Source organism: Trebonia kvetii, from assembly GCF_007827045.1.
Lineage (GTDB): Bacteria > Actinomycetota > Actinomycetes > Streptosporangiales > Streptosporangiaceae > Trebonia > Trebonia kvetii.
Genome location: NZ_RPFW01000010.1, coordinates 227,157 through 240,199, shown reverse-complemented (window position 1 = coordinate 240,199; position 13,043 = coordinate 227,157). Strand labels below are relative to the sequence as shown.

15 protein-coding genes are annotated in these 13,043 nt (G+C 70.1%); 8 read left to right on the top strand and 7 right to left on the bottom strand.

Annotated elements, in window-relative coordinates:
- Window positions 1-52 precede the first annotated feature (52 nt).
- Entirely contained in the window at window positions 53-661 is a 609-nt protein-coding gene (locus tag EAS64_RS39540) for a copper chaperone PCu(A)C domain-containing protein (protein ID WP_145861768.1), read from the top strand.
- 82 nt (window positions 662-743) lie between these two features.
- Here EAS64_RS39540 and EAS64_RS39535 read toward each other — a convergent pair whose 3' ends face one another.
- The 3 genes from EAS64_RS39535 to EAS64_RS39525 form a co-directional block, all read right to left on the bottom strand.
- Complete coding sequence (locus tag EAS64_RS39535; RefSeq protein ID WP_145861766.1) at window positions 744-1,430, bottom strand: response regulator; 687 nt, start codon at window positions 1,428-1,430, stop codon at window positions 744-746.
- A 54-nt stretch (window positions 1,431-1,484) separates the two neighbouring features.
- Window positions 1,485-2,615 carry a sensor histidine kinase gene (locus EAS64_RS39530; protein ID WP_145861764.1) on the bottom strand — a complete coding sequence of 377 codons (1,131 nt, stop codon included), beginning with the start codon at window positions 2,613-2,615 and terminating at the stop codon, window positions 1,485-1,487.
- A gap of 208 nt (window positions 2,616-2,823) precedes the next feature.
- Window positions 2,824-3,567: a phosphoglyceromutase gene (locus EAS64_RS39525; protein ID WP_145861762.1), complete on the bottom strand. Its 744-nt coding sequence runs from the start codon at window positions 3,565-3,567 to the stop codon at window positions 2,824-2,826.
- 103 nt (window positions 3,568-3,670) lie between these two features.
- Between EAS64_RS39525 and mshA the strand changes: the two genes are divergently transcribed.
- The 5 genes from mshA to EAS64_RS39500 are packed head-to-tail and all read left to right on the top strand — an operon-like array spanning window position 3,671 to window position 7,826.
- Window positions 3,671-4,960 carry a D-inositol-3-phosphate glycosyltransferase gene (gene mshA / locus EAS64_RS39520; RefSeq protein ID WP_246116096.1) on the top strand — a complete coding sequence of 430 codons (1,290 nt, stop codon included), beginning with the start codon at window positions 3,671-3,673 and terminating at the stop codon, window positions 4,958-4,960.
- 5 nt (window positions 4,961-4,965) lie between these two features.
- Entirely contained in the window at window positions 4,966-5,541 is a 576-nt protein-coding gene (locus tag EAS64_RS39515) for a type III secretion system chaperone family protein (RefSeq protein ID WP_145861759.1), read from the top strand.
- A gap of 5 nt (window positions 5,542-5,546) precedes the next feature.
- Window positions 5,547-6,494, top strand: a complete 948-nt coding sequence (locus EAS64_RS39510) for a DMT family transporter (protein WP_246116106.1) — start codon at window positions 5,547-5,549, stop codon at window positions 6,492-6,494.
- 25 nt (window positions 6,495-6,519) lie between these two features.
- Window positions 6,520-7,017, top strand: a complete 498-nt coding sequence (locus tag EAS64_RS47010; RefSeq protein WP_439333641.1) for a BlaI/MecI/CopY family transcriptional regulator — start codon at window positions 6,520-6,522, stop codon at window positions 7,015-7,017.
- Window positions 6,993-7,826 carry a M56 family metallopeptidase gene (locus tag EAS64_RS39500; RefSeq protein WP_342782115.1) on the top strand — a complete coding sequence of 278 codons (834 nt, stop codon included), beginning with the start codon at window positions 6,993-6,995 and terminating at the stop codon, window positions 7,824-7,826. Before EAS64_RS47010 ends, EAS64_RS39500 begins: the two co-directional genes overlap by 25 nt.
- A gap of 5 nt (window positions 7,827-7,831) precedes the next feature.
- Here the strand turns inward: EAS64_RS39500 and EAS64_RS39495 are convergent, their stop codons facing one another.
- The 3 genes from EAS64_RS39495 to EAS64_RS39485 form a co-directional block, all read right to left on the bottom strand.
- On the bottom strand, window positions 7,832-8,203 hold the full coding sequence (locus tag EAS64_RS39495; RefSeq protein ID WP_246116095.1) for a DUF2516 family protein: 372 nt from the start codon (window positions 8,201-8,203) through the stop codon (window positions 7,832-7,834).
- Window positions 8,204-8,228: 25 nt separating this feature from the next.
- Window positions 8,229-8,702, bottom strand: coding sequence for a helix-turn-helix domain-containing protein (locus tag EAS64_RS39490; protein WP_145861756.1), 474 nt, complete (start codon window positions 8,700-8,702; stop codon window positions 8,229-8,231).
- A 66-nt stretch (window positions 8,703-8,768) separates the two neighbouring features.
- Window positions 8,769-9,584, bottom strand: a complete 816-nt coding sequence (locus EAS64_RS39485; protein ID WP_246116094.1) for a sugar phosphate isomerase/epimerase family protein — start codon at window positions 9,582-9,584, stop codon at window positions 8,769-8,771.
- Window positions 9,585-9,669: 85 nt separating this feature from the next.
- Here EAS64_RS39485 and radA point away from each other — a divergent pair, with 85 nt between their 5' ends.
- Window positions 9,670-11,073, top strand: coding sequence for a DNA repair protein RadA (gene radA, locus EAS64_RS39480; RefSeq protein WP_145861752.1), 1,404 nt, complete (start codon window positions 9,670-9,672; stop codon window positions 11,071-11,073).
- Here radA and EAS64_RS39475 read toward each other — a convergent pair.
- Window positions 11,070-11,828, bottom strand: a complete 759-nt coding sequence (locus tag EAS64_RS39475; RefSeq protein WP_145861750.1) for a hypothetical protein — start codon at window positions 11,826-11,828, stop codon at window positions 11,070-11,072. The genes radA and EAS64_RS39475 overlap by 4 nt on opposite strands.
- A gap of 280 nt (window positions 11,829-12,108) precedes the next feature.
- Between EAS64_RS39475 and EAS64_RS39470 the strand changes: the two genes are divergently transcribed.
- Complete coding sequence (locus EAS64_RS39470; protein WP_145861748.1) at window positions 12,109-12,978, top strand: HhH-GPD family protein; 870 nt, start codon at window positions 12,109-12,111, stop codon at window positions 12,976-12,978.
- Window positions 12,979-13,043 lie beyond the last annotated feature (65 nt).

Below are 13,043 nucleotides of genomic sequence, written 5' to 3'. Positions count from 1 at the left end.
CGTACCGGGAGTGAGATCACCTCCCGCACCACTGAACGAGGAGGCATCCGCCGTGATCCGCGCAAGCTCACGGAAGACCGCAGCCGGCCGCCTGCTTTTCTGTGGCGGCGTCCTGGCCTTGCTGATTCCGGCCGTCGCCGGCTGCGAAGCCGGCAGCGACGCCCCGACACTGCAGTTCCACTCCGCGTCCTCGGGAGCGCACACCGTCCAGAACGGAATCCAGATCACCAACGTGTTCGTACTCGGCGGGCCGAGCACGCCCACGATGGCGTCATCGCTGCCGCCCGGCTCGTCGGCCGGCCTGTTCCTCTCGCTGTACAACGGCGGAAGCCGGTCGGACACGCTAGAGAGCGTCACGGCGCCCGGCACGGCCGCGAGCGTCTCGCTGCCCGGCGGCTCTGTCGCGCTCCCCGCGGGCGCCACGCCGGTCAACCTCACCGGGCCGCAGCCGGAAATCGTGCTCAACAACCTGAAGACGACGCTCACCGGCGGCTCCAACGTCACGCTGTTCCTGCAGTTCCAGCGCGCGGGCCAGGTGCGGCTCGTGGTTCCGGTGATGGCCCAGTCCTTCTACTTCGAGACCTACTCGCAGGCGCCGAGCACGGCGCCCTCCACGCCGGCTGCGTCGGTGTCGGCCACCCCGTCGCCGACCGGCACCTGACGGGCACAGCAGCAAACGCCGCGGCCCCCGCACCAGGCTGACCTGGTGCGGGGGCCGCGGCGTTTGACGGTCCTGGCTGGCCTCAGCCCGCCGATTCGAACTTGTAGCCCAGCCCGCGCACGGTCACGATGTGCCGCGGCTTGGCCGGGTCGGTCTCGATCTTGGCGCGCAGCCGCTTGATGTGCACGTCGAGCGTCTTCGTGTCGCCCACGTAGTCGGCGCCCCACACCCGGTCGATGAGCTGCATCCGGGTCAGCACCCGGTCCGCGTTGCGCAACAGCACCTGGAGGAGCTCGAACTCCTTCAGCGGTAGCTGAACCTGGTCACCGCGGACGCTGACCACGTGGCGTTCCACGTCCATGCGCACCGGCCCCGCCTCGAGCGTGGCGTCCGCGACTTCCTCGACGTCGCCGCGCCGCCTGAGCACGGCCCGCATCCGGGCCACGAGTTCCCTGGAGGAGAACGGCTTGGTGACGTAGTCGTCGGCGCCGAGTTCGAGGCCGACCACCTTGTCGATCTCGCTGTCCTTGGCGGTCAGCATGATCACGGGCACGCTTGACCGCTCGCGCAGCGAGCGGCATACCTCGCTGCCCGGCAGGCCGGGCAGCATCAGGTCAAGGAGCACCAGGTCGGCACCGGTCCGGTCGAAAGTTTCGAGCGCGTCCGGGCCCGTCGCGCAGACAGCGACCTCGAAGCCCTCCTTGCGGAGCATGTAAGAGATCGCGTCGCTGAACGATTCCTCGTCCTCGACCACGAGCACGCGTGTCACTGAACTCCCCTCCTGAGGGGTAGGGCGGATGGGCGGGATCGGGCGCGGAAGGGATTATGCGCGCGTCCGGTCGGCGCTAGAGCCGTCATTGTCGCTCCGCAGTGGTAGCCACAGGGTGAAGGTAGAGCCCGCGCCCTCCACGCTCCGCACGGTGACGCGGCCGCCATGGGCGACCGTCACGTGCTTCACGATGGCGAGCCCGAGGCCAGTGCCGCCGGTGGCCCGCGAGCGGGCCGGGTCGACGCGGTAGAACCGCTCGAAGATCCGTTCCAGGTCACGTTCGGGTATGCCGATGCCCTGGTCCGTCACGCTGATCTCGACACCGCCGTCACCCGGCTTCTTCACGCACACGACGACCCGTGTGCGTTCCGGGCTGTACACGACGGCGTTCTCGAGCAGGTTCCTGACCGCGGTCACCAGCAGGTCTTCCTCGCCGAGGACGCTCAGTCCGCGCACGCCGATCGAGGCGAGGGTGATGCCGCGGGCGTTCGCCTTCATCCGGCACCGGTCGAGTGCCTCGGCGACCACCGCGTCGATGGGAACAGGCACCGGGTCGGGCACCGGCTCGGCGGCCTGAATCCTGGACAGCGTGATCAGGTCCTGCACCAGGAAGGTCAGCCGCGCTGCCTCCTGCCGCATCCGGCCGGCGAACCTGCGCACTGCCTCGGCGTCGTCGGCCGCGTCCTCGATCGTCTCCGCGAGCAGGGCGAGCGCCCCCACCGGAGTCTTGAGCTCGTGGCTCACGTTGGCGACGAAGTCCCTGCGGACCTCTTCCACCCGGTGCCTGTCGGTCTGGTCCTCGGCGAGCACCAGGACGAGCCCGCCGCCGCCGACGGTCCCGGACAGCGGAGCCACCCGGACCGCGAAGGTAGTTGTCCGCCCGCCGAAACGGGGCACAGGCACCTCGAACTCGGCCTCGCGGATCTCCCCGTCCCTGCGCACCTGCCTGGCAAGCGCCGCGAGCTCACTCACCATGAGCCGGTCACCCTTGACGATGCCGAACGCGCGGGCCGCGGCGCTTGCCCGGAGCACCCGGTCTTCGCTGTCGACGACAACGGCGGATGATGAGAGTACGGAAAGGACTGACGCGATACCTGGAGGCAGCTTCGCCGGCTGCTGCGCGGCCCTGAGCCGAGCGCTCCTGGGCTGCCGCACTCCGTTCCCCGCGCGGGTCCTTATCGCCATACCACGTACCTTGCCTGCGGGGATTTACCTCGCGGCGGTGGCGCGCACGGGTGTGACCAGTCCATACTCACGTATCTGATGGTATGCGGACCTTCCGGGGCGTCCACAATCGGCAGGTTGTCGGAAATTTCACTCTTTTCGCGATGTTCACCTTGCCGACAATTTCCGGCTACCTTCCTGGCGCGGTCCATTTACCTTCTCTCCGATTTCAGCGGCCCTGGTTCTTTACGGCCTCTGCGGCGGCCTTGGCCGCCTCCGGGTCGAGGTACCTGCCGCCGGGCACCCGGGGCGCGAAGGCGTCGTCGAGTTCGTAGAGCAGCGGTATGCCGGTCGGGATGTTCAGCTCGGCGATCGCCGCGTCGCTGATCCCGTCCAGGTGCTTGACCAGGGCGCGCAGCGAGTTGCCGTGCGCGACCACGAGCACGGTCCTGCCCGACGCGAGGTCGGGAACGATGGCGTCGTACCAGTAGGGCAGCATCCGCACCACGACATCGGCAAGGCACTCGGTGCGCGGCATGAGCTCGGGCGGCAGCGTCGCGTACCGCGGGTCGCCTACCTGGGAAAGCGGGTCGTCATCGGCAAGCGGCGGCGGCGGCACGTCATATGACCTGCGCCACATCATGAACTGCTCGTCGCCGAATTCCTCGCGCGTCTGCGCCTTGTCCTTGCCCTGGAGCGCGCCGTAGTGGCGCTCGTTCAGCCGCCACGAGCGGCTGACGGGCAGCCAGCTAAGCCCGGCCGCCTCGAGTGCGCCGTTCGCCGTCGAGATCGCTCGAGTGAGCACCGAGGTGTGCACGATGTCGGGCTGCAACCCGGCCTCGAGCAGCATCCGGCCGGCTGCCGCCGCCTCCTGGTGGCCCTTCTCCGCGAGCCCGACGTCTACCCAGCCGGTAAACAGTCCCTTAGAGTTCCATTCACTTTCACCATGACGCAGCAGCACGAGGGTTCCCATGTGGGCCAGCCTAATGGGCGCTCTCCCGCTGCCCATAGCGTGTCCGCCAGTACCGGCCGGCAGCGCGGGAACACGAACAACCCCGGCGCGGTTGGTTACATCTGTGTCCAGCCTGCCGAATGGCCTTCCGCAACGGGTCGCCACGCTCAGCGTCCACACCTCCCCACTCGACCAGCCGGGCACGGGCGACGCCGGCGGCATGAACGTTTACGTGGTGCAAGTCGCCAAGCGGCTGGCCGCTCGCGGCACCGAGGTAGAGATCTTCACCCGCGCCGTCTGCCGGGACACGCCGCTGCTCGCGGAAATCTCCCCTGGCGTCCTTGTCCGCAGCGTCCCGGCTGGCCCGTTCGAAGAGCTGGACAAGCAGGAGCTGCCCGGCCAGGTGTGCCAGTTCACCCTCGAGGTGCTGCGCGCGGAAGCCGCGTCGGAGCCCGGCCGGTACGACCTGGTGCACGCGCATTACTGGCTGTCAGGCAAGGTGGGTGCCGCGGTCAAGGAACGCTGGGGCGTCCCGCTCGTGCAGTCCATGCACACCCTGGGCATGGTGAAGAACGCCGCGCTTGCCAATGGCGACGCCGCGGAGCCCGACGAGCGGATCCGCGGCGAGCTCGAGGTGGTGGCGGCGGCGGACCGGCTGATCGCAAACACGGCCGAGGAGGCGCGCCAGCTGACGCGCCTGTACGGCGCCGACCCGGCCAAGGTGCAGACCGTCAATCCGGGCGCGGACCTGAGCGTATTTACCCCTGGCGGCCCCCATGGCAGGGCCGAGGCACGCCGCAGGCTCGGCATCGCCGCGGATGCGGCGGTGCTGCTTTTCGTTGGCCGGGTGCAGCCGCTCAAGGGACCAGACGTGGTGCTCAGGACGGCGGCACGGCTGCTCGAGGCGGATCCAGGGCTCAGGAGGACCCTCCAGGTCGTGCTCGTCGGCGGTCCGAGCGGCCGCCAGGAACGCGCCGATCCCGACCGGATGCGCGAGCTAGCGGCGCACCTGGGGATCGCGGACATCGTCCGCTTCGAGCCGCCGTGCCCGCAGGCCGAACTGGCCGACTGGTATCGCGCGGCGACGATCATGCTCGCCCCCTCGCACTCGGAGTCATTCGGTCTCGTCGCGCTCGAGGCGCAGGCCTGCGGAACCCCCGTGGTGGCGGCGAGCGTCGGCGGGCTGCGCACCGTGGTCAGGGACGGTGACTCGGGCGTGCTTGTCGACGGCCACGATCCCGGGGACTGGGCCCGCATCCTGCGACGCCTGCTCGGGGCACCGCAGCGGCTTCATGAGCTCTCGGCGGGCGCGCTCAGGCACGCGTCCGCCTTCGGCTGGTCCGCGACGGTGGACGGGCTAGTCAGGGTGTATACCGGTGCCATGGATGAGGTAGCCGCGCGAGTCGGGGCGTAACCCCCGTGACGGCCGACGAAGCTTCCGCCTGTGCCGCCGTCCAGGCAGCCCTTGACGCGCTTGGCCTGTCCTACGAGCGTCCAGAGCCGGCCGCCTTCCTCGTCCGTCTGGAAGGTCAGCACAAGCTCGCCACCATGACCTGGCTCATCGCCGGGCAGCACAGCCTGCAGGTCGAGGCGTTCTTCTGCCGCCAGCCCGACGAGAACCACGCGGGCTTCTACCGGTTCCTGCTCGAGCGCAACGCCCGGATGTACGGGGTGCACTTCGCACTCGACAGGACCGGCGATGTCTACCTGACCGGACGCCTGCCGCTTGCCGCGGCGACTGAGACCGAGATCGATACGCTGCTCGGCTGCGTGCTCACCTATTCCGACGAGACGTTCAATGAGGCGCTTCGCATCGGTTTCGCGTCCGCCATCATGCGAGAATGGGCCTGGCGGGAGAAAAGGGGTGAGAGTCTCGCAAACCTGCGGCCCTTCGCGTCCCTTGTCTCCCGGGAACTCGATCCCCGTTCCGCGTCTGATGCCATCAACGCCGATGGCCAGGCAGACGTGAGCGATGAGAAGAAGAATCCGGCGTGACAACGATGGACGAGGCCGCACTTAACGTGCACCTGCACACCATTGGCGTGCACACGCTGCTGTGCGTCTTCTTCGCGCTGCTCACCGCGGGCAGCAACGCCTGTGCCGCGGTACTTCAGCGCAAGGCGGCGGCCCAGGTACCGCCCGAACGATCCATGCATGTGTCGCTGATCGCCGACCTGATCAGGCGCCGCGTCTGGCTGGCCGGCATCGGCATGGTCGTCGTCGCCGCGGTGGCCCAGGCGGCGGCGCTCGCCACGGGGCCAATCGCCCTCGTGCAGCCGATCTTCATCATCGAGCTGCCGCTCACGCTCGTGCTCGCCGCCCTCGCGTATCACAACCGCAGTGCGCTGCGGCGATTGCCGTGGGCCGCTATCGGCACGGTGACGATCGCGCTCGGCGCCGGGCTCGCCATCGCCCAGCCGAGCGGCGCCGTCGATTCCGCACAAGACACGAGCTGGATGATCGCGCTCATCGTCACGGCCGCCTTCGAGGCCGTGCTGATCGGCGCCGCCACCAGCGTGCGGGGCGAGCTGCGCGCCGCCCTGCTCGGCCTGGCCGCCGCCTGCGGTTACGCGCTGACCGCCGCGCTGATGAAGAACGCGATGTCCGACCTCGACCAGGGGGCGGTGGAGTTTTTCACGAGCTGGCACATCTACGCGGTCGCCGTGGCGGGCGTCGGGTCGCTGTTCCTGCTGCAGAACGCGCTCCAGGCGGGCAGCCTGGTGGCCTCGCAGCCGATGCTCACCGTCGGCGACGCGCTGATCAGCATCAGCTACGGCGTGACTCTCTTCAGCGAGCAGCTGCGCGTCGGCTGGTGGCTGGTCCCTCAGATCGTCGCGCTTGCCTGCATCATCGTGGGCTGCGTGCAGATCGCGAAGTCGCCCCTTGCCGCTGAGGCCACCGGACTGGTCACGGAAACCGCGTCGCCGGTACTCTTATGGTGTGAATAGGCTTGGCGACCTTGAGCGTGCCATCATGGAAGTTCTCTGGCGGACCGATACATCGCTTACGGTAAGACAAGTCAGCAACGGGCTCAACCAGAGCCTGGCTCACACCACAGTCATGACGGTGCTTGACCGGCTGGCGAAGAAGGGCTTCGCGCGCAGGGAACGGGACGGCCGCGCCTGGCGGTACCGCCCCGCTGCGACCCGCGAGGCCTATGTGGCCGAGCTGATGCTGACCGCGCTCGCACAGACCGGGGACAGGGACGCCGCGCTCGCCCGGTTCGCGCAGAGCGTGTCCGGAGCGGAGGCGGAGGTCCTCCGTGACGCACTGTCGGGCCTGGAGCGGGAGCGCCAGGGGAGCGAGACCGAGGGAGACAGCGGAGTCGGATTATGGGGGCACTGGCCGACGCGGTACTTCTGGCCGCGGTCGCCGTGGGAAGCGTGCGATGCGCGCGCGGCATGCTGCGCGCGCGCTGGCCGCGCAGGTCTCCGGCGGCCGCGATTTTGCTGTGGCAGGCCCTCGGCCTAGCCGGCGGCCTCGCCGCGGTCGGCGCACTCCTCGCGATCGGCGCGAGCGGCCAGCCCACACGACAGGGAGTCGCCGGCGGCCTGGCCTCGCTCGCCAGGCGGCTCGCCTACGGTCAGCTTGTCGCACCCGGTCAGCCGCTCGCTCTCACCTGCATCAGGCTCACTGCCCTAGTCGCCGGATTCGCCCTGCTCACCGCGCTGTGCGGCGTTCTGGTGATGGCATTCGCCGACGCTGTGGCCGCCCGACGGCGGCAGCGGGAACTCCTGGCCCTGCTTGCGCACGGCGATCCCAAGGTGCCAGGCGCGCTGGTGATCGACTATCCGGCGGCAGCCGCGTACTGCCTGCCGGGCATCCGCTCGCAGATCGTGGTGAGCGTCGGCACCCTTGACCTGCTCGCACCGGCCGAACTGACCGCGGTACTCGCGCACGAGCGCGCCCACCTGCGGGCCAGGCATGACCTGGTGCTGATCCCGTTCACGTCACTGCGGCGCGCGCTGCCGAAGTCCCGGGTGATCGCAGAGTCCTATCGGACGGTCGCGCTGCTCGTCGAGATGATGGCCGACGATCGCGCCCTGCGCGTCCGCGGCCTGCTGGCACGGGAACTCGCCACCGCACTGCTCCGCTTCGGTACGGCGGGAAGCGACGGCGCCCCGCCGGGAGCCCTGGCCGCCGCCGAGGGCGAACTGACCGCCAGGGTCAACCGGCTGCTCGCACCGCCGCCGCCGCTTCCGCGCGCCGCCCAGGCCACTGTCGTGCTGGCCGCCGCCGTCCTGGTAGCTACGCCCCTGCTGCTGCTGGTAATCCCGTAGCCCGGTTACCAGGGGCCGTACGGTCCAGCCGAGGAACGATTGCCGCGCTTGCTGTACTCGCGGACCTTAGGCCGGACTCCGGCCAGGTAGACCGCCGCGGCGACGAACGCGAGGACCGACAGGAAGCCGACGGCACCGCCGTAGGCGGCCGAGTACAGCCCAATCACGAACGCCACACCCAGGATGATCAGCCAGATCGGCTTGGTCAGCCGGCCCGCCGCGTTATCGGCCATGGTCGCCGCCGCCGCGAACGCCGACTTGGGCCTGATGATCGCGTCGATGAACGCCCATGCCTCGACGACGAATGCCGCCATCGCGAGCGCCACGAAGAAATAGTTGAGCGGGCCGTATACCCCGCTGCCCAGAACTGACTCCACGGAACTAAGTTACCTCCCCCCGCTGTCACGCGGGCTCGCCGTCGGCAGGCTGGCCGCCGGCAGGCTCGGAAGTGCTCGCCGACCAGGCGTTATCGGCTGGAGCGGACGTCTCCTCCGGCGCGGGTGTGTCCCTGACCACCGCGACGACCTCGGCGGAGTGCGAATCGCGGCTCTCCCTGCGGAATGACTCGTAGATCTCGATAAGGACCTGCTTCTGCCGCTCGGTGAGCTGCGGGTCGGTGAGCAGGGCCGAACGGACACCAGAGTCGCCCGGGCGGTCCTCGAGAATGCCCGCCTGCACGTAGAGGGCCTCGGCGGAGATGCGCAGCCCCTTGGCGATCTGCTGCAGGATCTCGGCACTCGGCTTGCGCAGCCCGCGCTCGATCTGGCTCAGGTAGGGGTTGGAGACACCCGCCTGGTCGGCGAGCTGGCGCAGCGAGATCTTCGCCTGCTCGCGCTGCTGCCTGATGTAGTCACCGATGCTGTTCATGTTCGCCATAACTTTCATGCTAGCTCGGCTGCTTGCAATTGCAAACCCACTGCAAGCACTACACGCGCCCGGCGGTCAGATGACGGGGACCGACGAAAGGTGCGTCCGCGCGAAGGAAAGCGTCTCCGCGAGGTCGGCGAGCCTGTCCTCGGCAGTCGCGGCGCGCCGCGTGTTCACCTCGGCGACGACCATGCCGCGGTAGCCGGTGGCGGCGACGCCGCGCAGCAGCTCGGCACACGGCTGCTTTCCGCGCCCTGGGACCAGGTGCTCGTCGGGAACCGGGCCGCTTGACACGCCGGTGCCGTCCGCCAGGTGGATGTGGGAGAGCCTGGCGCCGAGGTCGTTGGCCATCTCGATGGCGTCGGACGCGCTCGCGGCGGTGTGCGACAGGTCGAGGGTCACGTTGGGCACGTCGAGCCTGATCGGATCCCAGTGCGGCGCGTAGCCGGAGACCTCGGTGGCACCGGCACGGATCGGGAACATGTTCTCCACCGCGAAGGTGACGTCGGTCTCTTCCGCCATTCGCCTGATGCCCTCCTCGAAGCCGCGGGTGTACTCCCGCTGCCAGCGAAAGGGCGGATGCACCACGATGGTCTTCGCGCCAAGCCGCTCGGCGAGCTCCTTGGCGCGGACCAGCTTCGCCCACGGCTCGCGGCCCCACACGAGCTGGGTGAGCAGCAGGCCGGGCGCGTGCACCGCGAGCACTGGTACCTGGTGATAGTCGACGAGCCTGGCCAGGGCGTCCCCCGACTGGCTCACCGGGTCCGTGTAGACCATCACCTCGAGCCCGTCATAGCCGAGCCGCGCGGCGGCGGCGAACGCGTCGGTGGTCCGCTCCGGATAGACGGACGAGGTGGAAAGCACGACGGGAATCGCTGGCAGTCCTGGCAACGCCTTCGTCCCTCCTCCGTGCGGCAGTCGTAGACCCAGCTTATTCCGCAATCCGAATGTCGGTGCCCGCCGATATGGTGCGGTCATGGCAAAGTCGACGGCGGCCTTCCGGTGCTCCGAGTGCGGCTGGCAGGCGGCGAAGTGGGTCGGCCGGTGCGGCGAATGCCAGGCATGGGGCACCGTCGAGGAGACGGCGGTGCCCCGCCTTGTCCGGGCCGGGATCAGGGCCGCGGGCTACGCGGGCGCGGGAGGCGGCGCACGGCTCGGCGGCGGCCCGGTTTCCACCGCGGCGACGCCGATAGGCCAGGTCGACGCGGCGCACGCCGCCGCGCGGCCGACCGGCCTCGACGAGCTTGACCGGGTCCTCGGCGGCGGACTCGTTCCCGGCGCGGTGCTGCTCATCGCGGGCGAGCCCGGCGTGGGCAAGTCGACACTGCTGCTGGAGGCGGGTGCGCTTGTCGCCGCGTCGGGTCCGGTGCTCTACATCACCGGAGAGGAGTCCGCCGCCCAGGTGCGGCTGCGCGCGGACCGGATCGGCGCCGTGCACGAGAACCTCTATCTGGCGGCGGAGACGGACCTCGACGCGATCATCACCCATGTGTCGGCGGTCCAGCCGAGGCTGCTGATCATCGACTCGGTGCAGACCATCGCCGCGGGCGACGTCGACGGCGTGCCGGGCGGCGTGACCCAGGTTCGCGAGGTGGCGGCCGCGCTGACCGCGGTGGCCAAGGACAAGGCCATGGCGACCATCCTGGTCGGTCATGTCACCAAGGACGGCTCGGTCGCGGGCCCGCGCACCCTTGAGCATCTGGTCGACGTGGTGCTGCACTTCGAGGGCGACAGGCACTCGCGGCTGCGGATGGTCCGCGCGATGAAGAACCGCTACGGCCCGACCGACGAGGTCGGCTGCTTCGACCTCGGCGAGTACGGCCTGATCGGCCTGGCCGATCCGAGCGGCCTGTTCCTGTCCAGGCACCGTGAGCCGGTGCCAGGTACCTGCGTCACCGTCACCCTGGAGGGGCGGCGGCCGCTGCTCGCCGAGGTGCAGGCCCTTGTGGGCCACTCGGTGCTCGAGGTGCCGCGCCGGGTGACCTCGGGACTCGACGCGTCACGGATCGGCATGGTGCTCGCGGTGCTGCAGCGCCGTGCCGATGTCAAGGTCGGGAAGTCGGACATCTATGCGGCGACCGTTGGCGGCGTAAGGCTCACCGAGCCGTCGGTCGACCTGGCCGTGGCACTCGCCATCGCGAGCTCAGTGGCCAACCTGTCCCTCCCCCAGGGGATGATCGTGGTCGGTGAGGTGGGCCTCGCCGGAGAGGTGCGCAACGTCGCGGGCGTGCCCCGTCGGGTGGCGGAGGCCGAGCGGATGGGTTTCCGCCAGGCGATTGTGCCCGCCGGTTCTACCGGCGGCTCCTCCTCCGGGTCCGCGGTGGAGATCATCGAGGTGGAAGACGTGCGAGAGGCGCTCAAGGCGGCCTTCCGCGGCTAGGCACGTTGCTTGGCGATCTTGAAGGTGCGGACCGGGCTGGACTGGCCATGGCTCTGGGCAACGGCCCGCAGGGTGCCGGTGAAGCCGGCTGGCAGGGAGCCCGCGCAGCCCGCCGGCCTCGCTGCCTTGCGATTCCAGGTCACGGTCAGCAGCTGTGGCACGCCGAGCGTGAACCGCACCGGCTTGGCAGCAGGCGGGTCGCATGCGGCCGAGTTCCACACCACGTGACCCTGACTGGTGACGATCACCTGCACCGCGCCGGAACCGTAGGTCAGCGTGCAGCCGGGCGCGGCGGTTGACACGGCGTAGACGTTGAATCGCGGCCGCGCCTTCTGGTCATAGCTCGCCTGGCCGGTGAACAGGCTGAGCACGATGTCGGCGGGCGCGCAGGCGGCACCCGCGTTGCCGTCCGCGGTGGAAGTGGCAGTCGCGAGCTTCGCCGAATCCGCCGGCGAGGGGCTCGGCGAAGGAGACGGCGTGGGACTCGACCACGCCGGCCCGTACGCGGCCGGAGGCAGCGACTGACGGGTGGCGGCGGCCGCCATGGACTCCGGCGCCGTGGCCGAGGTGCTGTGGGCCTGGCGAGCTCCGGGAAGCAGCCAGGCGCATACCCCGAGCGCGACCACCCCGGCGCAGAGAATCAAGAACCTGCGCCGCCAGTAAGCCCCGTAATCCGTCAGGTCCCAGGCGCCCTCATCCGATGCGTCGCTGTCCTTGCCAAACCCCTCATCATCACGCTCCGCATCCATCCACATCCACTAAGTATGCGATCCCTCACGCCTAGCCCTCGGTAGGACGCGCCGGCCCCTCGCGCGCTCCGCCGTCCGCCGCCAGGCGGACATCGGGGGGTACGGGGGGTCGTCCCCCCGGGAGAAATGCGGCTGGCTAGCGCGCGATACGATGGCGCCTTTTGCGATCGCGCGCTAGCCAGCCGGGGGGTACGGGGGGACGACCCCCCGGAGACAGGCCGTTCCTGCGGACCCGATACGATCGCGTCCTTTGCGATCGGTCCGCAGGAACGGCGATAATTTCCTCATGTCCTCGCCTTACGCCGACCGGGTGCTCGGCTGGTACGCGCAGCACGCGCGCGATCTTCCGTGGCGGGCGCCCGGCGTGTCGCCGTGGGCGGTGCTGGTCAGCGAGATCATGCTGCAGCAGACACCAGTCAGCCGGGTACTGCCCGCCTATCAGGCTTGGCTCGCCCGCTGGCCCACGCCAGCGGCACTGGCCGCCGACGCGCCAGGCGAGGCTGTCCGCCAGTGGGGCCGGCTCGGCTATCCCCGGCGTGCGCTGCGGCTGCACGAGACGGCCACGATCGTGACGAAGAAGTACGCGGGCGAGCTTCCGACGACGCGGGAGCAGCTGCTCGCGCTGCCCGGCATCGGCGCGTACACGGCCGCCGCGGTAGCCGTCTTCGTCTTCGGCGGCAGGCACGCGGTCCTCGACACGAACGTCCGCAGGGTCCTGGCCCGGGTGGAGACCGGACGCGAGTTCCCGGGCGCCCAGCCGTCTGCCGCCGAGTACCGGCTAGCGGAATCGCTGCTGCCGCAGGACGAGGCGGTGGCGGCGCGCTGGTCGGTCGCCGTCATGGAACTGGGCGCGCTGACTTGTACCGCGGCGGCGCCGCGCTGCGAGGAGTGCCCGGTGACCGCGGCCTGCGCCTGGCTCGCCGCGGGCCGGCCCGCGGCTCCCGTGCGCCCGGCGGCGCAGTCTTACGAGGGCACTGACAGGCAGTGCCGCGGCCGCCTGCTCGCGGTGCTGCGAGACTCACGGGAGCCGGTCACGCAGGCCCGCCTGGACGCCGTGTGGCCGGACGCGGTACAGCGCGCCAGGGCCCTCGACGGCCTGGTGGCGGACGGCCTCGTCGACCCGCTGCCCGATGGCCGCTTCGCCCTGCCCGCCTGAATCCGCCGGGCTTGAATCCGTCGGGCCCGCCCGCCGCACCCGACCTCGGCGCGGGACAGCGGAAC